This is a genomic window from Paenibacillus rigui, assembly GCF_002234615.1.
Classification (GTDB): Bacteria; Bacillota; Bacilli; order Paenibacillales; family NBRC-103111; genus Paenibacillus_S; species Paenibacillus_S rigui.
In genome coordinates, this window is record NZ_NMQW01000031.1 from 1 (window position 1) to 23,526 (window position 23,526).

The 23,526-nt window shown below is 53.1% G+C and carries 15 protein-coding genes and 1 pseudogene; 9 read left to right on the forward strand and 7 right to left on the reverse strand.

The features are described from left to right. A pseudogene (locus CF651_RS20365) lies at nucleotides 1-238 on the reverse strand (Crp/Fnr family transcriptional regulator); the annotation flags it as partial. A gap of 741 nt (nucleotides 239-979) precedes the next feature. Here CF651_RS20365 and CF651_RS20370 point away from each other — a divergent pair. The 4 genes from CF651_RS20370 to CF651_RS20385 all read left to right on the forward strand — a co-directional run bounded on the left by CF651_RS20370 (nucleotide 980) and on the right by CF651_RS20385 (nucleotide 5,924). After that, complete coding sequence (locus CF651_RS20370) at nucleotides 980-1,330, forward strand: hypothetical protein (protein ID WP_144029084.1); 351 nt, start codon at nucleotides 980-982, stop codon at nucleotides 1,328-1,330. A 90-nt stretch (nucleotides 1,331-1,420) separates the two neighbouring features. Next, nucleotides 1,421-1,945 (forward strand): YfiT family bacillithiol transferase, encoded by a 525-nt coding sequence (locus CF651_RS20375; RefSeq protein ID WP_281254491.1) that lies wholly within the window; start codon nucleotides 1,421-1,423, stop codon nucleotides 1,943-1,945. A gap of 314 nt (nucleotides 1,946-2,259) precedes the next feature. After that, nucleotides 2,260-4,617 (forward strand): family 14 glycosylhydrolase, encoded by a 2,358-nt coding sequence (locus tag CF651_RS20380; RefSeq protein ID WP_094016718.1) that lies wholly within the window; start codon nucleotides 2,260-2,262, stop codon nucleotides 4,615-4,617. Nucleotides 4,618-4,907: 290 nt separating this feature from the next. Then, on the forward strand, nucleotides 4,908-5,924 hold the full coding sequence (locus CF651_RS20385; protein WP_094016752.1) for a HoxN/HupN/NixA family nickel/cobalt transporter: 1,017 nt from the start codon (nucleotides 4,908-4,910) through the stop codon (nucleotides 5,922-5,924). Between the two features lie 89 nt (nucleotides 5,925-6,013). Here the strand turns inward: CF651_RS20385 and CF651_RS20390 are convergent, their stop codons facing one another. Continuing rightward, entirely contained in the window at nucleotides 6,014-7,657 is a 1,644-nt protein-coding gene (locus CF651_RS20390; protein WP_094016719.1) for a hydroxysqualene dehydroxylase, read from the reverse strand. Between the two features lie 235 nt (nucleotides 7,658-7,892). Between CF651_RS20390 and CF651_RS20395 the strand changes: the two genes are divergently transcribed. Next, the gene (locus CF651_RS20395; RefSeq protein WP_094016720.1) at nucleotides 7,893-8,921 is read left to right on the forward strand and encodes a Gfo/Idh/MocA family protein; all 1,029 of its coding nucleotides are present in this window, start codon (nucleotides 7,893-7,895) and stop codon (nucleotides 8,919-8,921) included. Nucleotides 8,922-9,042: 121 nt separating this feature from the next. Then, on the forward strand, nucleotides 9,043-9,246 hold the full coding sequence (locus CF651_RS20400) for a hypothetical protein (RefSeq protein ID WP_094016721.1): 204 nt from the start codon (nucleotides 9,043-9,045) through the stop codon (nucleotides 9,244-9,246). A gap of 139 nt (nucleotides 9,247-9,385) precedes the next feature. On the opposite strand, the gene CF651_RS20405 is transcribed toward CF651_RS20400, so the two are convergent. Beyond that, nucleotides 9,386-11,023 (reverse strand): MFS transporter, encoded by a 1,638-nt coding sequence (locus CF651_RS20405; protein ID WP_094016722.1) that lies wholly within the window; start codon nucleotides 11,021-11,023, stop codon nucleotides 9,386-9,388. Between the two features lie 144 nt (nucleotides 11,024-11,167). Here CF651_RS20405 and CF651_RS20410 point away from each other — a divergent pair, with 144 nt between their 5' ends. After that, the gene (locus tag CF651_RS20410) at nucleotides 11,168-13,120 is read left to right on the forward strand and encodes an ABC transporter substrate-binding protein (protein WP_094016723.1); all 1,953 of its coding nucleotides are present in this window, start codon (nucleotides 11,168-11,170) and stop codon (nucleotides 13,118-13,120) included. 34 nt (nucleotides 13,121-13,154) lie between these two features. Here the strand turns inward: CF651_RS20410 and CF651_RS20415 are convergent, their stop codons facing one another. The 4 genes from CF651_RS20415 to CF651_RS20430 all read right to left on the reverse strand — a co-directional run bounded on the left by CF651_RS20415 (nucleotide 13,155) and on the right by CF651_RS20430 (nucleotide 17,198). Next, entirely contained in the window at nucleotides 13,155-13,457 is a 303-nt protein-coding gene (locus tag CF651_RS20415; protein WP_094016724.1) for a hypothetical protein, read from the reverse strand. Nucleotides 13,458-13,621: 164 nt separating this feature from the next. Further along, the gene (locus tag CF651_RS32420) at nucleotides 13,622-14,302 is read right to left on the reverse strand and encodes a hypothetical protein (protein ID WP_179232904.1); all 681 of its coding nucleotides are present in this window, start codon (nucleotides 14,300-14,302) and stop codon (nucleotides 13,622-13,624) included. A 9-nt stretch (nucleotides 14,303-14,311) separates the two neighbouring features. Continuing rightward, complete coding sequence (locus CF651_RS20425; RefSeq protein WP_094016725.1) at nucleotides 14,312-14,890, reverse strand: thymidine kinase; 579 nt, start codon at nucleotides 14,888-14,890, stop codon at nucleotides 14,312-14,314. 106 nt (nucleotides 14,891-14,996) lie between these two features. After that, entirely contained in the window at nucleotides 14,997-17,198 is a 2,202-nt protein-coding gene (locus CF651_RS20430; RefSeq protein WP_179232905.1) for a PAS domain-containing sensor histidine kinase, read from the reverse strand. A 360-nt stretch (nucleotides 17,199-17,558) separates the two neighbouring features. Here CF651_RS20430 and CF651_RS20435 point away from each other — a divergent pair, with 360 nt between their 5' ends. Together CF651_RS20435 and gltB are read left to right on the forward strand one after the other, a co-directional pair. Next, nucleotides 17,559-18,425: a Gfo/Idh/MocA family protein gene (locus CF651_RS20435; RefSeq protein WP_094016727.1), complete on the forward strand. Its 867-nt coding sequence runs from the start codon at nucleotides 17,559-17,561 to the stop codon at nucleotides 18,423-18,425. A gap of 319 nt (nucleotides 18,426-18,744) precedes the next feature. Next, nucleotides 18,745-23,331, forward strand: a complete 4,587-nt coding sequence (gltB, locus tag CF651_RS20440; RefSeq protein WP_094016728.1) for a glutamate synthase large subunit — start codon at nucleotides 18,745-18,747, stop codon at nucleotides 23,329-23,331. The last annotated feature ends 195 nt before the right edge of the window (nucleotides 23,332-23,526 follow it).

The window sequence follows — 23,526 nt, forward strand, 5'->3', positions numbered from 1 at the left end:
TTTTAACATTCGGCAGAGCGAAGTGTTGTATGAATGCAGTGAAGGTAGGATAAACAAGTTCATTGGTTGCTTTGTCGATGATCGGTTTAGCGACCGCATTATTTAAGAAGCCTTCGGCAGTAAATCCGCCGGTTAACTTTTGCCAACCGTGAGTGAGCCATTCATAACCAAAATACAACCTTACGAAAAGCAGGATGCCTGCTGCATATTTATTTTCTCTAAGCCATTTTCCTAACATGATAATCAGCTCCTAAAATTTATTGGTGAAAATTTTCACAAGATGTGTTAAAAAATAAACTTTTCTATTTCAGCCAAGATCGGGATTGTTTTTGAATGTTCATGGGATATCTTCCTTTCGTCCTACATTGTTTACTTCCTCTCTACACCTATAATGTACCATGGTCTTAAGGATTGTTATGTGATTAAAATCACAAAGTGTAAATTGTTTTCGGCCTGAATTAGAAGGAACGGACATGATTGTTTTGAAAGATAAATGTTTTTGCACATATGTCTGTTTTAAGATTTACGAAGTTGGTGGAAACGGATACCATTGAAATTAAGTAATTTTTATTCGTCATAGGAGTACATATGGAGCCGAGAAGGAAAAAGCATAGTAACAGCGCATGGAACAATATAGAAGAATCAATGGGTGACTTTGTTTTATACATATTCAAAAGAATAATTTGGAGAGCATTCTTATGGCTAGTGATTGGGATAGGTTTTTTGGTATATTGGATTTTAAAAAGCATTTTTTTCTGAAAATTAGTGAGTCCGTTCTTGGAGGATATATGTTTGCGGAGATCGAACGCTGCAGGTCGCACCAGGAAGACAGCGGCAGCTAGAGGCCGATCGGGGCCGGTTCCATAGTCTTAAGCGGGCTTTTTTCCTGCTTTACCGAAACAGTTTGGATGCTTGCTGCGTCTTACTGTGTAAGCTGTAATTTATTTGTATTTCATGAACCGGGACAGGGGTGGAGAACATGGGTATGATCCTTATTCTTTTGTTTATCGTTCTTGCTATTATTATCATTACACGGGCGGTGAATCGCTCGCGTCCAAACCATCGCCCTCACCGCAACCATGCGTCTGACGGTTTCTATGCAGGCTCGTCGCCGGACACGTACACGGATGATGATTCGAACAGACAGCAGCATCATCACAATCATCACAACCATCACAACCATCAAGGGCATCATCATGGAGACAGCGATTCTCATCATAACAGTCATGATAGTCATCAGGATCACTCCTCCGGCAGCTCGTCGGACAGCTCTTCCGGAGGGGGAGATAGCGGCGGAGGAGATAGCGGTGGTGGCGGTGGCGGGGATTGATGGGCATGATGCCCCGTGCGTGGATAGCTCTTGGACACACGAACCTGTACGGTACACTGAACTGAGGAGAGAGGAACCATGACAACAGATTTGGAAGCACTGAGATACCCAATCGGCCAATTTGCATGGGTTGGAGATATTTCCCGCGAACAGCGGGCACGCTGGATCGAGGAGCTGGAGGAAGCCCCGGCCCTGCTGAGAAGCGCGGTATCGGGCCTTGACAACAGTCAGTTGGATACGCCTTATCGCCCGCAGGGCTGGACAGTTCGCCAGGTGGTACATCATGTGGCCGACAGCCATATGAACAGCCTGATTCGCTTCAAGCTTGCGCTCACGGAGGAGCAGCCGACGATCAAACCGTATGACGAGGCGCGCTGGGCGGAGCTTGCGGACAGCCGTCCGGCGGATATCGAGCTGTCCCTTGCGTTGCTCGAGCAGCTTCATGCCCGGTGGGGGCTGCTGCTTCACTCGCTGCAGGAGAGCGATTGGGAGCGCACCTTCGTTCATCCCGCCTCCGGCATCATCCGGCTGGATGTGAATTTGGGAACCTATGCGTGGCACGGGAAGCATCATACTGCGCATATCACAAGCCTGAGACAGCGGATGGGCTGGTAACCGGCCAAGCTTCAACAGCGGCAGGAGGGGGACTTTTCCACCGAAACTTGCCGGTCAAACCTTCATTTTAACTTACAACATCCCGGAGGCCGATAAGGCCTCTTTTTTCGTAACAGAAAGGTGAGGCCTCCCGCCTCCGGTCCCCCTTGACAAATGCACGCCGTCTAGAAGTGGAATCCGAATAAAAGGGGTATCATGCAAAATTTTCCACTTTATTGATCAATTTATTGGGTGTGTATTGTCTTTGCGGATCTTTATAATTAGCGATGTAATCGGTTACAAGGCTTCGAAAAATCATTGAAGGAGGCACGTTCATGAATTCCGGAAGAAGATTAGTTAAGAAAGCGGTTATGCTTTTGCTCAGTTTTGTCATGCTGCTGGGCACTCTGCTTGGTGTAAGTCCTGCCAAGACGGAAGCGGCTGTTGCAAACGATTTTCAAGCTTCGGTTATGGGACCTCTGACACAAGTGACGGATTGGGATGCGTTCAAGAACCAGCTGCGCACGTTGAAAAGCAATGGCGTCTATGCCATTACAACGGATGTATGGTGGGGGCTTGTAGAAAGTGCAGGCGACAACCAATTCGACTGGACCTATTATAAAAATTACGGGAATGCCGTCCGCGAGGCGGGCCTCAAATGGGTGCCGATCCTATCGACGCACAAGTGCGGGGGCAACGTCGGGGACGATTGCAATATCCCGCTGCCTTCTTGGCTCTGGAGCAAGGGAACGGCGGATGAAATGCAGTTCAAAAGCGAGACGGGCTATGTCAACAATGAGGCGATTTCCCCCTTCTGGAGCGGGATCGGCACGCAGTACAGCGAGCTGTACGGTTCATTTGCCGACAATTTCGCCTCCTACAAGGATATAATCCCTAAAATTTATTTGAGCGGCGGGCCATCCGGCGAGCTTCGGTTTCCTTCTTATTATCCTGCCGCCGGGTGGAGCTATCCATCCCGAGGCAAGTTCCAGGTATATACGGATACGGCCAAAGCGGCGTTCCGTACAGCCATGCTGGCTAAATACGGCTCTCTGAGCGGCGTGAATAGCGCTTGGGGTACAGCGCTGACCGGCGCGGAGCAAATCCTGCCGCCGGGCGACGGTGACGGCTTTTACACGAACGGAGGTTATACCAGCGCTTATGGCAAAGACTTTTTAAGATGGTACCAGGGCGTATTGGAGAACCACCTGGGTGTCATCGCTGCGGCAGCGCATCAGAAGCTGGATCCTGTGTTCGGCGTCAGAATCGGGGCCAAAGTATCCGGTGTGCATTGGCAGATGACGAGTCCGACGATGCCCCACAGTGCAGAGCAGGCGGCAGGGTATTATGACTATAATGCCTTGATCCAAAAATTCAAGGACGCGAATCTGGATTTGACGTTCACCTGCCTTGAAATGTACGACAACAGCGCTTCGCCGAATTACTCGGCTCCGTCGACCTTGGTCGATACGGTGTCTTCCATTGCAAATAGTAAAGGCGTCCGGCTGAATGGGGAAAATGCACTGCCGGCTTCGGGTACGGGGGCCTTTTCCAAGATCGAAGAGAAAATTACCCATTTTGGCTACAATGGCTTTACTCTGCTTCGTTTGGCGAACGTTGTAAATGCCGACGGCTCCGTTACAGGAGAAATGGCCAATTTTAAAAATTATGTCGTGAAGTATGCCGCACCTGTCGATCCGGTTCATAATCTGGTAACCGTGTATTACAAAAAAGGCTTTGCCACGCCGTACATGCATTACCGTCCTGCCGGAGGCAGCTGGACGACGGTTCCGGGCGTGAAGATGACGGATGCGGAGGTGCAGGGCTACGCCAAGGCGACGATCGATATCGGCTCGGCAACACAGCTCGAGGTGGCTTTCAATGACGGTGCAGGCCAGTGGGACAGCAATGCGACAAAGAATTACTTCTTTAACGTCGGCACATGGACATACACTCCGGGAACGAACGGGGCAGCGGGAACGATTGCTTCGGGAGCGCCGAGTGGCGGCGGAACGGGAAACAGTGTGACCGTGTATTACAAAAAAGGCTTCGCCACACCATACATCCATTACCGCCCTGCGGGAGGCAGCTGGACGACGGCTCCGGGCGTGAAGATGGCGGATGCGGAGGTGCAGGGCTACGCCAAGGCGACGATTGATATCGGCTCGGCGACACAGCTCGAGGTGGCGTTCAATGACGGTGCAGGCCAATGGGACAGCAATGCGACGAAGAATTACTTCTTTAATGTCGGCACGTGGACATACACCCCGGGAACAAATGGGGCAGCGGGATCCATTGCTTCGGGAGCGCCGAGCGGCGGCGGAACGGGGAACAGCGTGACCGTGTATTACAAAAAAGGCTTCGCCACGCCGTACATCCACTACCGCCCTGCGGGGGGCAGCTGGACGACGGTTCCGGGCGTGAAGATGGCGGATGCGGAGGTGCAGGGCTACGCCAAGGCGACGATTGATATCGGCTCGGCGACGCAGCTGGAGGTCGCATTCAATAACGGTGCAGGGCAGTGGGACAGCAATGCGACGAAAAATTACTTCTTTAATGTCGGCACGTGGACATACACTCCGGGAACGAATGGAGCCGCCGGGTCGATCACACAGGGGGCTCCCCAGGTAGCGCTGACGGATATCGATCCGTCGGGGCAGGCAGGGGTCCTGACATGGTTAGCAGCAGCATGACCCGAAGATGGATGGGCACAGATAAGGTTTACTTCTTATAACAAGGAATGAAGGGGCCGCCGGAACACCGGAAAAGGCCCCTTTTTTGTCGTTCCCGAAAAAACGAATCAGTACGTGCATTAACCCTCACTCCGCTTCACCACGAGCTTTCCAAGAAACGCAAACGGTGATGTTAACAATACTCACATATTTGTTGTTGGAATTCGGGATATATGTTAAACTACGATGTGTGATACAAAATGTTCGGAAAGTAACACGATTGAGGAGGGGGTTTTGTGCTAAAAGCCATTATGGATAGCCGCCGTCAATGGTTAGGCTATTTTATTGTCATTCTCGCTCTGCATATCCTTGGTATTTGGGGGTTAATCTCCGCAGCTGCTGTAAATCCGACCTTTTGGGGATTGGGGCTGCTCGCTTATACGTTCGGACTCCGGCATGCGTTCGATGTGGATCATATCGCTGCTATCGATAATACGGTCCGCAAGCTGGTGGAGCAAAAACGCAATCCGCTCGGCTTGGGATTTTTCTTTTCATTGGGCCATTCAACCGTTGTATTTCTGATGGTGCTTGCCATTGCGTTCTCGGTTCATTGGATTCAGACCCACATGCCGGAAATGCAGGAGATTGGAGGCATGATCGGTGCTTCCGTCTCCGGGATATTTCTGGTTGTCATCGGTTTGATCAATCTGGGGATTCTGATCAACCTGTTCAAAGTGTTCATCCATTGGCGCAATGGTCAGCAGGATCATGAGCATTTGGAGCATCTGCTTCATTCTAGAGGCTTTTTTGCGAGGCTGATCAAGCCATTTTACCGGTTTATCCAGAGAAGCTGGCACGTGTATCCACTTGGCTTTCTCTTTGGACTCGGCTTTGATACGGCAACCGAGGTAGGACTGCTTGCTATATCGGCAGGGGTGGCCAAATCGTCGATTTCCGTTCTCGGCATTCTTTCTTTGCCTTTATTGTTCGCAGCCGGGATGAGCCTTTTGGATACCGCGGATGGTATGGTTATGACGTCTGCTTACCGTTGGGCCTTCAAGACGCCGTTTCGCAAGCTGTACTACAACTTGACCGTTACTTTGCTGTCGGTTGTCGCTGCTTTACTGATCGGGATCGTCGAGCTGGCACAAGTGCTGAGCGAGAGGCTGGAGGCACAGTCACCCTTTTTCCATTGGCTGCAGGAACTGGATTTTGGCTTGCTCGGTTACATCCTGGTCGCCTTGTTCATAGGCGCTTGGCTCATCTCGCTGCTCGTATGGAAGTTCATGAAGGTGGAGCAGCGCATGGGCGGCGGCGTGGGTGCCTAACTGTCCAGTTCGTTTGTCGTGCCGAATAAAAAAAAGATAGCCTGTCCGCTGCACTTCGTTTGAAGGCGGCGAACAGGCTTTTTGCTGCATTACACCGGAAGCAGCCCGCCGTCCCAGGGCAGTCCCTTACGGAAGCGAACCTCGTCGTGCCAACGCTGCAGCATAAGGGCGCTGAACTGGTACATATCCCAAATTTCACAAGGCTTGGCTTTGGAGCCGGAGGCCTTCAGAATGGCATTGACCGCGCGCCTGGCGGCTTCATTGGCGCCTTCCATGGTTGCAAGGTCCGTGTTCGTTTTAACATAATCGGAAGCCAGGAATAAGTTCGGAATGTCTGTGTAAGCGTGAGGACGGAGAGCCCATGTATGTACTTTGTTGATAAGGAGAGGCTCCAGATTGACGGACGTTCCATCCGGATTCGGCAGATGCACGTCTTCATCAAGGAACCAGGAGTGAATATTGCTGTCCTCCAGAACAACGTGACCGTTCACGTTCAGGCTCGCTTTCAGCTGCTCCCATACCTCCTGCATGACTTCCTCACGCGTGCAATGGCGCGCGCTTTTGCCGAATAAGGTACCCGGTGTCTCCCAATCCGAGATATCCACAGAAAGGATGCCCTTCACTTGCCCGTCGCCATACTCGCTCAGGTCAACGTGCGGCCAAAATTGCTTCTGGGACACGGAAGTGAGCGCCCAGGCTGAATCCATATAAATCATATGCCCGTGAATGATAGGCACGTCTTCCTTCAAATAAAACTGGATTCCATTCATCCAATCGACGCACTCTGCCAGCTGTTTGATATTCGATAGCGTCGGGTCGACCTCCAGCAGCTCGTCTGTGACGAATTGGGCCATGACCTCTACGGGGAAAGCGGCTACATAATAATCGCCCTGCACCTCGAACGTTTCCCCTTTTTCCGTGATGGTAGCGCCTGTAATGACCCCGTTGCTGCAATGAATTTGTTCTACCTTCGCATCCAGATGGTAGTCGACGCCGATCTGGCGCAAATACTCAAGCCATGGATAAATCCATACCTCATTCGTTGGTCCGTTCAACAGACGGTCTGCACTGCCCCCCGGCAAAGTCATGTCCAGCATGATCTGTGAGCCGACGGCTCCGATGGTTGCCGTATTCGCTTCCCGTGCTTTCGCAGCTACAAGGATACGTGTCATACCGGTAAACACCCGTTTGAAGTTAGCCGATTGATGGTCCGCATCGATAAAGGTCCACCAGGGAATATTCTGATATTCCTCTTCCCTTCTGTCGTTGCAGCTCGTCATAACCTGCCAGCACTTTTCGAGATAATGCTCGATTTCTTCTTCGGAGAGGCCAAGATGGTTGTCGAACAAAGATTTGAGCAAGTCCTTGATATCTGAAAAAGATGTCGGGAATTCCGTCACGAATTCGACAGGCACGTCGTCAGTTCTCGCAAGACCGAGGCGGGTGCCCTCAACCAGATTGTCCGCGACACCGCGCTTGTTGGTGCCGTAAGGGATTCGCTCCATCGTATCTACGACGTGCTTATAAAACCTTGGAAAGAAACGAAAGCCATGCTCTCCGGGCAGATCCTTGCGCCCGTTCACTCCGCTGTCCGGTACAGGCATCGAGCGGGCCTTTCCGCCTGGAATTCGCCTGAGCTCATATACGGCTACTTCAAAACCCCGCTCCGCAAGCTCATGGGCTGCGCTCATGCCGGCAACCCCGCCTCCGAGAACGACTACTTTTTTCGTCATTTCTTTTCCTCTCCTGTCATAAAATGTTATAAAATATAATCTATTTATACCACGACTTTTCACCTATGGAAATGAGATTGTTTCGACAAAATTAGACATATAGAACTAGGGTCGAAAAAGAGGACACAATGAAACAGCAATTGAACAGGATGGAGTACAGACAGGCCGGTTTGTATTCGGTATCATAAGGTTATTGCATGACTACAAAGCCCATAGGGCCGGGGAGGAATTACAGATGACCAAGTTCCGGATTGCCGTGATCGGCTGCGGCGGGATGTCCAAAGCCTGGATCGAATATGCGCTGCAGCGGGAGGATGCGGCCATTGTGGCGATGGTTGATTTGCGAAAAGAAAGCGCTGCCGCGATGGCCGAGCGTTATGGCATTTCCTGCGGCATTTACGATGATGTGAAACAGGCGATCACCGAGTCGGGGGCGAATCTCGTATTTGACATCACGATCCCGGAAAGTCACGCTACCGTAGCTACAACAGCGATGGAGCTTGGCTGCGATGTGCTGGGGGAGAAGCCGATGACGGTATCCATGGAGGAAGCACGACGCCTCGTAGCCTTGGCGGAGCGCAAAGAGCGAACCTACGCGATTATGCAAAACCGGCGTTATTTGACGCAAATTCGTGCTTTCCGGGATCTGGTCGCAACAGCCGGGATCGGCGAGATCGGCTTCGTGAATGCCGATTTCTTCCTCGGGCCTCATTTTGGCGGCTTCCGCGATGCCATGGAAAGTCCGCTGCTGCTGGACATGGCTATACATACTTTTGATCAGGCAAGACTGATTACCGGCAAAGATCCTGTATCCGTGTACTGTCATGAGTTCAACCCTGCCGGGTCCTGGTATGCGGGAAATGCGGCGGCTATTTGTATTTTTGAATACGCCGACGGGGGTGTGTTTTGTTACCGCGGATCTTGGTGCGCAGAAGGCAGTCCGACCTCGTGGGAGGCCCAATGGCGGATTAACGGGAGCAGCGGGACGGCAATGTGGGACGGAACGGAGGCGCCGTTTGCCGAAGTGGTGGTCCCCCAACAGGAGAGCAACGGTACCGGTTCATTCCGAAGAGTGGAGGCGGAGCTGAGCTGGCAGGGAAGGAATGGCCATCATGGATGTCTTGACGAAATGTTTGCCGCTTTATCGGAGGGGCGCAAGCCGGAGACGAACTGCACCGATAACATCAAAAGTATGGCGATGGTGTATGGGGCTCTGCAAAGTGCGAAGGAAGGACGCAAGGTGCTGCTTTCCGAATTGACCTAAGGAAGGCGGTACTCAGGTAAATTATTGAGAAATCGACCCCCATAAACAGCCGGCCTGCTGCGAAGCTGTATAAGTGACTTCAAGCGGTTGACTATGTGTAGAGGGGTGGTCGGTTTTTCGTATGAACTTATCGAATTGCCGCGGCTGCGGCAAGCTTCAGCTGCAACAGGCCCATGTGCTTTGTGCCGATTGCTTCAAGCTGCACTTGGAGCAATCCAACCAGATAAAGACATTTCTCCGGATGCATCCCGGGGCTTCAGTTATAGATTTGGCTCGGGAAACGGGTCTTTCTTTATCCCAAGTCAATGAATTGGTCGGTCGGTAACTCGGGCTAATAGATAATAAGCAGAAGGCGAAGGAGTCCCGGGACTCCTTCGCCTTCTTTAGTAGATAATCAATTATAGAAGCAGTGTTCGGGCGCGAGGGCTCCAAGCGAAATCCAATTGGCTAGGCGCTTCACGGATTTACTTGGAGCTTGCCTGGCGGCTGTTCCTTTGCTGTTTGGCAGCAAGCAGCAGCCAGGCCGATCCCAGCATGGCAAGCATACAGGCGCATCCGGCGTACAGCGGGCCGAGGCCGAGGATGCCTACTGCGGCGAAGCCGATTAGCGGGCCCAGTGCAGCACCGATATCGACGACCGTCGTATAGGTCGTCATGTAGGTGACGCGGGAGCTGCCGCCGGCCATATCGGCAGCCAGCGCGTCGGTGAGCGTGACGATAGCCGTGTTGGCCAGCTGCGCGGCCAGGAGGACGGCGAGCCACGCGAAGAAGGGCAGCTGCAGCGGGAGCATCGCGAATGCGGCCGCCGCCAGGATGAGGCTGCCCAGGTAGACGGGCAGCCTGCCGCCCGGGCCGTCCGACCATGCGCCGATCCGCGGTGAAAGCAGCGGCGACCATGCCCAGCGGATGGCCTGCACGATCCCGGCAACCGAAGCGGCGCCTAACGTGGCGCCAAGAAGCATGATCGTACCGGACTCGGGCAGGTGGCTCTCGATCATCGGGCTCATCGTACCGAGATAGATGCCGAAGAAGATGATGCCGGTCACGAGACCGGACACCAGCACCAGCCACGCCTCCGCGGAAATCCGCAATGCGGCGGCGAGGCCGCTCACGGCAACGGCACGCGGGCCTCCGCCTGTAATCGCAATGGGTTCACGTGCCTCCGTGCCTTCTGAGCTAGTGCCGTTCTTCGCATCGGCATCATTCTCGCCCAAGCCAGCGCCGTTTGCCCTCGCTTCGTTCCCGCTGCTTCTCGCGCTGTCCCTGCCCATCGGGGGAATGCTCGCTTTTGCCGGCTTTGGACTGGCTCCCGCATTATCCGCGTAAGTGCCGCCCGCACCCACGCTCGGATGGTCTGTGCTCGGCCTCTGCTCGCCTGATCTTGCATAGTCATTGCTTGTGCCATGACCGCCTGCCCTCGTGCTATCATCGCCTTCCACACCGCTCCCTGTGCTTGCTTCCGGCTGCGCTGCCTCTGTCCTAGCAACCGTTGCGGGCACATGACGCCAGGCAAGAGGCAGCCCCGCAAGGATGGCTGCGCCCAGGATCCAAGCCGTGTAGCGGACGCCGATCCATTCGCCCAGGATGCCTCCGGCGAGCATGCCGAGGAGGCTACCCATGCCCACAATGCCGTTGTAGGTGCCCAGCATGCTGCCTCTATTGGTACGATTGGAAGCCTCGAGTACAGTCAAATAGCCTCCAATACGCAGCAGAGACCAAGCCGCTCCCCACAGCGTTCTGGCAAGGAACAGCGCCAAGAAGCCTGATAAGCTTCCATAGGCCCATGTGGTCAGAAGGGCAAGGCTGACTGCGATAATAATACCGGTGCGCTTCGATATCCGGCCATAGAGCCATCCGATCAGGGGGTTCAATGGAAGCCGGACGAAACGGTTAATCGATAGCAGAAAGCCGACCTGCCATAGGGTTTCCAATCCGAAGGATGTCCAATATACCGGAAGCACGATATACAGCATAGAATCGCCAAGCAAACAGACGGCCGTGATCCAAGCGATGACTCGAACGGCATGTTTGGGGTTCGGAGCGGGTGTATAGCCAGCAGTAGACGGCAAGGTTCCCTGTGATGCAGTTAAGGATATGTTCATACCTCCAGCTCTCCTTCGTTCATAACGAATACGTTGCTTCCTTTACCTTCCATTGTAATTCGCAAAAGGGGAATAAAAAGTGTAATCTCTAATTAATTGATTTCCCCTTTTTAGGATCGGGGTGCCCAAGGGAGGTTATGGCGGATGAAGCTGTTAGAGCATTATGCCCGGATTTATGACCGATGGAAGGAGAGGGGCTCAGGCAGCGATGCCTTTATGGAGGTGACGGTCCCTGGGCTTGCCGTCTGGTTTTACTGCTCGGAACGGAATGCCAAGCTGTTAATTCAATCCATGCAGCGCAAGGGCTGGATTGTATGGCGGCCAGGGCAGGGAAGAGGACACAAGTCCCGCGTATGCTGTGCAGCCATCCCTGACCAGTTGATCGTAGAACATGCAAAAGAGCTGCTGGATTCGGGCCATGTGCAAGAAGCGGTAGAACTGCTGGAAGCTCCTTTCCTTACAGACCAAGGAAGAGGGCAGCTTCTCCATACGATGCAGCAATCGTTCCGTTATTTGCCCCAGGGCACTGGCAAACAACAAGCCCATCGGGCATCGCTCCGATTTCCTTCTTACCGGCAGCCCGGTTCTTTGGATCCGGCCTATGCTACCCGCCGAACCGAGCTGCATTGGATTCGTCAGCTTTACGATACGCTGGTGCTGTATGATATCGACCAACAAGGCTACCAGTCGGGTCTTGCACATCATTGGGAAAGTGACAGGTCAGCCCGAAGGTGGAGATTTTATCTTCAAAAGCATGTACAGTTTCATAATGGAGCTGCCTTTACCGCGGACGATGTACGTTTCACCCTGGAACGGCTTGCTTCAGCTGCTCTGAGAGAAGCAGCTTCCCCCCGTTCTCTGTATGATCACTTGTTCAGCGGGATCAAAAAGGTAGAGCCGCTTCATGATCATTTAATCGAGATCGAGTGGGAGCAAGGCTGTTATCAGCTTCTTGGCCTTTTGACACTTCCCTGCGCAAGTATTGTACCCGTCTCGCTTGGCGGGGACGGGCACTTGAAGCCTGTCGGGACAGGGCCCTTTATGTTATCACGCAGGGAGGAGCGGCTATTGGTATTGAAGGCGAATCCTTCGTATTATCTTCGGCCGACCCAATTGGATCAAGTCGAAATGTGGTGCTTGCCTGAAATTTATGAGCAGGGTAAGGGCGTAGAATGGGAAGAGCAGGAAGGTGAAGGGATGAACTTCTGGCATTATTGGGCGGGGCAGCAGTCCGATGCGCCATGGGAATGGCTGGAACGTATGGATCGCGGCTGCAAATATGTACTCATGAATCAAGCGAAACAGGGACCGCTTCAGCAGCTCTCGTTAAGAGAGCAGATACATAAGGCCATTCGTCAGGTAAATGCCATGCATGATCTGGGAGGCAACAGGGGGGAATTGGCGCACAGTTTCGTACGGGGAATGGACAAGATCACAGACCGTGGGGAGAGCGGGGAGGGCTTGGCTCTAACAAGTGAATCCAAACGAAACAACGAATCCAGCATGTGCGGCGAATCCAGCAGCGAGCCCGGGGAACCACTCGATAAGCTTCATGAACCCGGCAGGAAACAAGTATCCGAGCCCGAAGCCTCTATGCATAATTCAAGCACACCTATTCAACGGCTTGAATTGGTAACTTATGCGGGAGCGGGCCATGAAAGAGATGCTGACTGGCTGCAGCAAGAGCTGAAGAAGACAGGAATCGAGCTGCACATTCGATGGGTGCCTTATGAGATGCTTGGTCATCCCGATACGCTGGCGACTGCCGACCTATGGCTGCTAGAGCAGCCGGTCGATGCGGATGATGAAGCCGCTATGTGGGCTATACTGGGAAGCGATCAAAGCCCGCTGCGCAGCTGCCTGAGTCCTGGCCGGCGGAATGAACTTGAGCGTCGGCTTGGCCTGTTGCAGCTTGAGCAGTCCCGTTCCGCACGTTTGCAAGGCCTTTCCCGACTGGAGCGGGAGCTGCTGGACGAACGTGCGATTGTGTTATGGTACCGCTGGCGGCAGATGGCTTCCTTCCCTTCGGAACTTCAGGGTGTCAGTATCGGTTCCCTGGGCTGGGTCGATTATAAAGCTCTGTGGTTTAGGGAGTAGGGAGAAACATACCGCATTCCCGTTCCCTTCGGCATCAGGCGGACTGTAAAATTTTGTCCAGCAGGTTGCCCCGGATTAACCGGATTCTTTCTTTAACGTAGAAATCATAAGCTGCGCCCTTGAGCTCCTTCAGCTCGACAGGCTGCTCCGTATCGTTGTCTATAATCGATAAGGTGCCGTTATCGTAAAACTTGAAGGTCAGATCGACCCAGAATACGCCTGCCGAATCGAGAATTTTATCAATTTGGGCCTCTGTCAAATAGTCGCTGTTATCGAGCATCCTTTGCTTGTAGAAATCCCGTTCAATAAATCTGGCTTTCACCGCATTCGTATTCATGGTCTGCACCCCTCTCAAGTTATAGGAACATTTGTTCTTGTTCTTATTATATCAAACATTTGTTCGTAGTCAATATTTTACAGAACATTTTTATGTTCGGCTTCTTGTAAGGAGGTTCAAGGCTGCGGGCCATGCTTCCCTGAACGTCTTCCTGTGCTCGGCTTTCAGCCTTTAGGTGTCGTATCATCATTTGATTCCGGCTGTATCGGCGACGGCTGCCCGGGGACGGAAGCTTTATTTTTGTTACCATTAAACAGAGCCTCGGTCAACGACTGCAGCTTTTCCATGACTTTCCCGTACCCGAAGCCGACAAGAAAGGAAATACCGATCTTACTGATCATCGAATCGCCCGTTTGCAGCAGCAGAATGCCGCTTTGGAATAAAATGATCGTCATGATCGCCGCTCCTCCGCATTTAATCGGACGCAGCAAATACCAGAACAACCAGCGTTCGGTCAGGTTATGATAATAGTCGTGGAACAGGCGGAGCGCGTACAAGGTGCCGCCGATCGAGCCGGCCAAACCGTAATACACATACTCCTCCACCATATTGAAATTAACACCGAACAGCTCCATTACCCAACCGCTCCGTACGATCCCCATCATCCAAAAGCAGCCCACATACCAGGCCGTTAAATAAGCCAGCACCCCGAGCTTGTACCATAAGTCTTTGCCCTGCATGGTCTCACCCGCCTTCATATCCCTTTGTATTCTATCGTATGAAGCGGGGAGAGTAATGGTTACATCATGCGTTTGAGACTTTGAGGCGACGCAGCAAAAAAACCAAGAGAGCAGCAGCGCTGCATCCTCTTGGCTTAAGTTCAACAAGTTCAATCCGGTAGCCATGCTTTCTTCCTATAGGCTTTGGGCCTGCTTTCTTTTCAGGGAATAACATTTGCGGCAAACCGGCAGGTAGCTTTCGTTGCCTCCGATCTGAATTTGCGCGCCCTCAAAGACCGGCTTTCCGTCCTCGCAGCGCATGTTCATGATCGCTTTTTTGTCGCAATACCAGCATATCGTTTTGATTTCGTCAATTTGATCGGCGAGCGCCAGCAAGTGGTAGCTTCCCTCGAACAGCTGTCCCATGAAGTCTGCACGCAGGCCGTAGGCGATAACGGGAATGTTGAGCGTATCGACGATTTCCGTCAGCTGGAGCACCTGTTCCTTTTGCAGAAACTGACACTCATCAATCAGAATACAGTTCGGCTTCTCCGCTGCGGCGAGCTTTACCATGTCGATATGCTCATCGATAATCATTGCTTTTTTCTGCATGCCGATGCGTGAAGCTACAGTACCGACGCCGTAACGGTCGTCGACGGCCGGGGTGAATAACAGCACCTTTTTACCCTGTTCCTCATAATTGTGAGCGGTACGCAGCACTTCAATTGATTTGCCGCTGTTCATCGTGCCGTACCGGTAATAAAGTTTTGCCACGTAGATAGACAGTCCTCTCCGCTGAAATATGCTCTCTATGATAGCACAGGATGGATTGGAAAAGTATAGGTCTTGTATGGAAGCGATGCACGATACCGGAAGCGGACTAGGCAAAAGGAAGCAGTACGGTAACGGTCGTTCCCCGTCCCGGCTCGCTGGCTATACGGAGGGTGCCTCCATGCTCGTTCAGCATTTTCTGACTGATCATCAGTCCCAGACCGGATCCGCTTTCTTTCGTCGTGTAAAAAGGCTCCCCGAGCCGTTCCAGCTGTTCGGGCGGGATGCCCTCGCCCTCATCCGCAAAATCGATGGAAAGCATGCCGTCACTTGTCTTTCTCGCAATAATCCGGACGTATCCCCCGGAAGGCATCGCATCCATCGCATTTTTCAGCAGATTGATGAACACTTGCTTGACCTGATTTTCCTCTCCGTAGATGGTCCAGTGCTTGTCCAGCGGTTCGACTTCGATGATGACGTTTTTGAGGTTGGCTTGGGACTCCAATAAGGAAACGACGTCATGAAGAATCGGCTCGACGCGGCACCTCCGGTATTGGACGGACTGCGGCTTGGCCAGCATCAGCAGCTCCGAGATGATGTGCTCGATTCTTGTCAGCTCGTCCAGCATGATCTTCAGGTACTCTTCCTTGTACTCGGCGCTTTTTTGCATGAACTGTGTAAAGCCCTTTAAGGCCGTCAACGGATTGCGGATTTCATGCGCGATTCCGGCAGCCAGCTGCCCGGCAACCGACAGCTTTTCCGATCGACGAAGCAAGTCCTCGGCCTGCTTTCGTTCACTGATGTCGCGGGAGACGATAACTACGGTCTCGACCTGATCGTCAGGTCCGGTGACCGGAACGCCGTGCACCTCCAGAAGCATACTTTTCCCCGGGGATAAGGGTAAGGTAACCTCCAGTCTTAACGATTCTTTGTTACGAATGGTATGGTAAAAGCAGTCTGTGGCCTGTGAGAGAGCAGACTCTCCCCAAAACTCATAAGGCTTATGTCCGATTAACTCATACGGGTCTAACTGCAGAAGTGTCTTATGGGAGGGAGAAGCGTACTGGATCACACCCTGGGGGTCCAATAGTAAAATCAGATCCGTCGTATTTTCGGCGATAATCCGGTAGTTTTCCTCGCTTTTTCTTAAGCTCTGCTCCATTTTTTTGCTTTCGCTGATATCCCGCAGAATGACACAGATGGCGACCACCCTGTGCTCCGCATTTTTTACAGGGGAAATGCTCAGCAGAATATCCAGCAGTGCTCCGCTCTTGTGGAGCCGCTTCGTTTCGAAGCCTTTGATTTGAAAGCCCATCGATGCTTGAAGGAACAGCTCCTCCGTTTCAGCCATCAAATCCTCAGGGATGATGAGGGGGCGCCTGCCGAGCAGCTCTTGCTCCGTGAAGCCGAACGTTTCCAGATAGGCTGGATTCATTTGTATCATATGATATTGCAAATCGAGAATGGAAATCGGATCAGGGGAATGCTCAATCATCGAATCCAGCTGCAGCTTCGTCTCCTGGTAAGCCGATTCCTGCTGCTTGAGCTCCGTAGTATCCCGGATGAACAAACAAAGCCCTTCTTTGGTCGGATGAGCGGTCATTTCGTACCATCTCTCCCGGGACGCATAATATGCATGCAGGTAGGTGGGAACCTTCTCTTCCATGGCGCGGCATATGGTTCTGTAGAAAGCCGAATGGAGGACATTCGGAAAACGGGCCCACAAGCTTTGGCCGATAATCTGCTCCTTCTCTTGCCCCAACGTCTGCTCCGCCGCCTGGTTCAGAAACGTCAGCTTCCAATCCAGGTCTATCATGAACAAAGAATAAGGGACGGATTCAATCAGGGAATGGTACGTCTGCATCGCATTTTGGAAGGCGGCGGCAAGGTTCCTTTTCTCGGTTTGATCCTGTACCTGCAATAAGAAGCAGGGCTCTTCAAGCTCTCCCTTGAGCAGGGTCACGTGGGTCAAACACCAGACCACGTCTCCGTTATTATGGATCCAGCGCATTTCGGTCTCCAGCGAGGGAGTCGTTCCGCCGGCCAATTCACTGAATTTATGCATCGAGTGAAGGAGCTCATCAGGGTGCAGCAACGCCTGTATATTCATATGAGTCAGCTGGGGTTCACCATATCCGAGCAGCCGGGTCATGGCGGCATTCGCTTTAACAAACCGGCCGTCCAAATGAAGGAGCGCCATCCCGAACATACTTATCGTAAACCAGAGGTCAATACTTTGATGCAGAGAATGCCCTGCTGCCGGGGCTGTGTGTATGGGTTGAGGTTGAGGGGGGTTAGACCGCTGATTCATGTTTGAAAGCATCCTCCGGATCAAGTCGTTTCATTGTGACTAAAGAATTCAGGATAAACATAGCATGAGGCATAGGTCGAAACAATGTCGAAAGTATAAAAAAATTGTCAATTCTCAACTAAATTTTATTTAGAGTCGGAGGGACGGAGGGGCTTGGGAAAAAGAGAATGGATTAATTGGACAACGCCGCTTATAATGAAGGAAACGGTTTGGAAAAAGCAGGAGGCAGGGGATAAAATTTGATACGATGGGCAATTATCGGAGCCGGTGATGTCGTAGAGCGCAGAGTGGCGAGCGCACTGCAAACCGCATCAGGGAGCAGCCTGCAGGCGGTTGTTCGTCGCGACAAGGACAAATTGAATGCGCTTGCAAAAAAAGTTCGGCATTCCACGTGCTTACACGGATGTGTCACAGCTCTGGAACGATCCGGACATCGACGCAGTCTATGTCGCTACGCCGGTTGCTCTCCATGCCGAGCATGTGATGGAGGCTGCACGTCATGGCAAGCATGTGCTGTGTGAAAAGCCGATGGCTTTGAACGCGTCCTTGGGGGAACAGATGATAGCAGCTTGCCGGGACCACGGAGTGAAGCTGGGCATAGCCTATTATCGGAGGTATTATCCGAAGCTCCGGAAGCTGAAAGAATGGATCGAGGCAGGCGCCATTGGACAGGCTGTGTATGCTCGTGCCCAGTTCAGCGGATTGACGGATCATGCCAACACGGAGCGGGCCTGGCTGCTGCGTCCCGAAGTTTCGGGAGGAGGACCCTTAATGGACGTCGGGAGCCATATCCTGGATCTCCTATGCTTCACCCTGGGACAGCCTCAGCTGGTGACGGCGATGACCGGCAACATTTTGCAGGAGCTGGCCGTAGAGGATACGGCGTCGGTGCTGGTCCGCTTTGCATCCGGCTGCCAGGCGTCCGTTCATGCAAGCTTCAGTACAGCGGGAGGCAACCAGCTTGAAATTTTCGGTACGGCGGGCAAGCTGACCATGCAGTCTGTGGAAGACCCGGTCTTGGAATGGACCGATGCGGCAGGGGAGGTACACCGTTATGAGCTGCCCAAGCATCCCAATATGAATGTGCCGATGATTGAGCATTTTATTGAAGAAATCGAAGGGAAGGCCACGTTCCTGTGTCCGGGCGAAGAAGGGATTTGGAGCTCCCGGGTGATCGACGCCGCTTACCGTTCTGCAGCCGAAAGACGACATATTTCGCCAATTTGAGGGAAATGGGACCTGAAATCCGAACATTCGGACGAGTTTTACTCAAGAAAGAATGGATTTCCAACCAAAAAACCATTTTTTTAAATTGCCATGTCAGGTATCAGGTGTTAATATAAGACATATTATCAAAGAGGTTCATAGAATTGTCACAGTTTTGCCGTGGAAGGCACGTTTTTCGGGTGAAAGAAATGGTTTCCTGAGCATGGGGTGTACAGGTTAACCTTCTTAGTTTAACACTTCACATCTGTAAAGCTGTGATCCTTCAAACTAAGCTTGTGAACGACGGAACAAATAAATTGAACAGGGAAGGTTGTACTACATGAACAGAATCGGATTGCCAACGAAGCAAGGTCTTTACGATCCGCAGTTTGAGCATGATGCCTGCGGAATCGGATTTGTCGCCAACATCAAGGGTAAACCCTCCCACGAAATCGTGGGGCAAGCGTTGACTGTACTTTGTAACATCGATCATCGCGGAGGCCAGGGCAGCGAGAAGAATACAGGGGACGGCGCAGGTATTTTGCTGCAAATCCCTCACAGCTTCCTGCAAGCGGAATGTGCCAAGGAAGGCGTGCAGCTGCCGGCAGCAGGGCAGTATGGCGTCGGCATGGTATTCCTCCCTCAGGATGCGGCAGCACGCGCGGCCTGTGAGACCATTCTGGAACAGAAAATCAAAGAGGTCGGCCAAGGTCTGCTCGGCTGGAGAACCGTTCCCACGAATAACTCGTCCTTGGGCCACTCGGCCTTATTGGCGGAACCGTTCGTTCGTCAAGTGTTCATTGACGGGACCGGATTGGATTACTTGGCGCTGGAACGCAAGCTGTATGTGATTCGCAAGCTTACGGAGAACGCGGTGAAAGCGGTTGGTTTGGAGCAGCCGTTCTATTTTGCCAGCTTGTCGAGCCGCACGATCGTATACAAAGGGATGCTGACGCCGGAGCAGGTTGATGAGTACTACATGGAATTGAAGAATCCTGCATTTGAAACCGCCCTTGCCCTGGTTCACTCCCGGTTCAGTACGAATACGTTCCCAAGCTGGGAGCGTGCGCATCCGTACCGCTACATTATTCATAACGGGGAAATTAACACGCTTCGCGGCAATGTGAACTGGATGCATGCGCGTCAGGCGATGTGCGAAACCGATCTGTTCGGAGACGATTTCAAAAAGATCCTGCCGATCATCGATACCGACGGCTCGGATTCCCAAATGTTTGACAACACGCTGGAGTTTCTGATGCTCTCCGGACGCAGCTTGCCACACGCGGCGATGATGATGATTCCAGAGCCGTGGTCCAAGCACGAGACGATGAGCGATGAGAAAAAGGCGTTCTACGAATACCACAGTACGTTGATGGAGCCATGGGACGGGCCGGCTGCGATTTCCTTCACGGACGGTCAAATGATCGGCGCAGTGCTTGACCGGAACGGTCTGCGCCCTGGACGTTATTATGTCACGAAGGATGATCTGATCGTTCTTGCCTCCGAGGCGGGCGTATTGAATATCGCCCCGGAGCGTATTGCACGCAAGGAGCGCCTGCAGCCCGGCCGCATGCTGCTGGTGGATACGGTGCAAGGCCGCATTCTTTCCGATGACGAGGCCAAACGCGATATCATTGCGGAGCAGCCTTACCGCGAATGGCTGAATGAGCATTTGATTTCACTTGAGGAGCTGCCTGCATCCGCCGAGGTTCCGGCAACGGACCACGCAACGGTGCTGCAGCGCCAGCAGGCTTTCGGCTACACATTCGAGAACCTGCGCAAAGTGATTGAGCCTATGGCCAAAACCGGTGTAGACCCGATCGGCTCGATGGGCTACGATGCGCCGCTCGCGGTGCTGTCGGAACGGCCGCAGCTGTTGTACAGCTACTTTAAGCAGCTGTTCGCTCAGGTAACGAATCCGCCGATCGACGCGAACTTCGAGGAAATCATTACCGCGCAGGGCACGACGGTAGGTCCGGAGCGCAGCCTGATCAAGCCGGAGCCGGAAAGCTGCCGCCAAATTCGTTTGGCTACGCCGATTTTGACGAATGCCGAGCTGGCCAAGCTGCGCGACATTCAGCGTGAAGGCTTCAAAACCGTGACGCTGCCGATCCTGTTCAATCCGTTCGAAGGAACGGCTGCGCTGGAGCAGGCGATGGAGGAGCTGTACACCGCTGCCGATCAGGCGATTGCCGACGGTGCGACGCTGGTCATCTTGTCCGACCGGGGCGTAGATGCCCGTCATGCCGCGATTCCGGCGCTGCTAGCCGTATCCGGCCTGCACCATCATTTGATTCGCGAGGGTACGCGGACCAAGGTCGGCCTGCTTCTCGAATCCGGCGAGCCGAGGGAAGTGCATCACTTTGCCCTGCTGCTTGGCTATGGCGCGAGTGCGATCAATCCGTACCTGGCGATGGAGACGCTTGAGAATCTGATCCTGAACAACAAGCTGAAGGATTTGACGCCGGAGAAAGCCCTTTACAACTATGTAAAGGCGGCAACCAAGGGTGTCGTCAAGGTTTTGGCAAAAATGGGCATTTCGACGATTCAAAGCTACCGCGGAGGCCAAATTTTTGAAGCGGTCGGCTTGGATCAGTCGGTTATCGATAAATATTTTACTTGGACTTATACGCCGGTTGGCGGAATTCATATCGATGTCATCGCCAAAGAAGCGATTCTTCGTCATCAGCGCGCTTATTCCGAGCAGGAAGGCCGCGACCGTGTGCTGGATACCGGCGGTGAGCTGCAATGGCGCAAGAACGGCGAGGATCACCTGTACAATCCGGAGACAATTCATGCACTGCAAACAGCAGTGAGAACGAACAACTACGGCATGTACAAAAATTTCGTGAAGCTGATTCACAAGGAAAACGAGAAATATGCTTCGCTTCGCGCGCTGTTCTCGTTCAAATCGAATCGTCAGCCTATCTCCATCGATGAAGTGGAGTCGGCGGAATCGATGTTCAAACGGTTCAAAACCGGTGCGATGTCCTATGGCTCCATCTCGAAGGAAGCGCACGAGAGCATGGCGATTGCCATGAACCGCATCGGCGGCAAATCGAATACCGGTGAGGGCGGCGAGCATCCGGAGCGCTTTACCCGCGATGACAACGGGGACCTGCGCCGCAGTGCGATCAAGCAGGTGGCATCGGGACGTTTTGGCGTCACGAGCAACTACTTGGTCAATGCCGACGAGATTCAAATCAAGATGGCGCAGGGGGCCAAGCCGGGTGAAGGCGGTCAGCTGCCGGGAACGAAGGTGTACCCTTGGGTTGCCGAAGTACGCGGCGTTACGCCAGGCGTAGGCTTGATTTCGCCTCCGCCGCATCACGACATTTATTCGATCGAGGATTTGGCGGAGCTGATCCATGACCTGAAGAATGCGAACCCGCGCGCAAGAATTAGCGTCAAGCTAGTATCCGAGGTGGGTGTAGGCACGATTGCCGCAGGTGTTGCTAAAGGGAAAGCGGACGTCGTTCTTATCAGTGGTTACGATGGCGGCACGGGCGCATCGCCGCAGACGAGTATCCGCCATGCAGGCTTGCCTTGGGAGCTGGGGCTTGCCGAGACGCACCAGACGCTGGTGCTGAACAATTTGAGAAGCCGGATCACGGTGGAAACCGACGGCAAGCTCATGACCGGACGCGATGTGGTGATCGCCGCCTTGCTCGGTGCCGAGGAATTCGGTTTCGCAACGACACCGCTGATCGCGCTTGGCTGTATCATGATGAGGGTATGCCATCTGGATACGTGTCCGGTAGGTGTGGCAACGCAAAATCCGGAGCTGCGCAAGAAATTCGCAGGCGATCCGCAGCACGTCGTGAACTTCATGAACTTCGTCGCACAGGATGCGCGTGAGCTCATGGCGGAGCTGGGCTTCCGCACGATCGAAGAAATGATCGGACATACGGAGATTTTGGAAACGAAGCAAGCGGTACAGCATTGGAAAGCCAAGGGCATCGACTTGTCGCCGCTTCTGCATCAGCCGGAAGTCGGCGAAGAAGTGGGCCGCTTCTGCTCCGAGGCGCAGGATCACGGCTTGGACCGTTCTATCGATATGAAAGAGCTGTTAACCCTTTGCGAGCCTGCACTGGAGAACAAGGAGCACGTCCATGCGATTTTGCCGATTCACAACGTGAACCGCGTCGTAGGTACGATTCTTGGAAGCGAAGTGACGCGCCGTTACGGTTTGGAGGGCTTGCCGAACGATACGATCCGCTTGCACTTCAACGGCTCTGCGGGTCAAAGCTTCGGTGCGTTCGTGCCGAAGGGGATCACTCTGTCGCTGGAAGGCGATGCGAACGATTATGTCGGCAAAGGACTATCCGGCGGTAAAATTGCGATCTTTCCTTCCGAGCAATCGACCTTTGTTGCCGAGGAGAACATCATTATCGGGAACGTAGCCTTTTACGGTGCAACTGATGGGGATGCATATATCCGCGGGATCGCGGGCGAGCGCTTCGCCGTTCGGAACTCCGGGGTACGTGCGGTTGTCGAAGGCGTTGGCGATCACGGCTGTGAGTATATGACCGGCGGACGCGTCGTTGTCTTGGGTAAAACGGGCCGCAACTTTGCGGCGGGCATGTCCGGGGGAATTGCTTACGTTCTGGACGAGGACGGCACTTTTGCGGAACGCTGCAACAAAGAGATGGTTCTGCTGGAGCAGGTTGAAGAGACGTATGAAGCCGAGGAGCTGCGCAACATGATCCAACATCATGAGACATTCACGGGCAGTACCGTCGCAGACCGCGTGCTGAAAAACTGGGAAGAGTGCGTGTGGAAATTCGTGAAGGTCATTCCTAAGGACTACAAGCGGATGTTTGAAGCGATTGAACGTGTGAAGCTGTCCGGTCTGAGCCAGCAGGAAGCAATGCTGGTTGCTTTCGAGGAAAACATGAAGGACGTATCCCGCGTCGGTGGTAACTAATAAAATGGCGCGCTGAGCCATGCCGGTTTTTTGGCGGTTGCTGGTGAGGAATGGTTGGGAGTTATGGATAAAACGGCCGTCTGCGAGATAGAGCCAACTACCTCCAGCCGCTTTGAATGCGTGTTTCGATGAATTTACTTGTCGGCAGAAACACACATTCAAAAAGCGGCACGTAAACTTTCCGGTAGTTGCTCT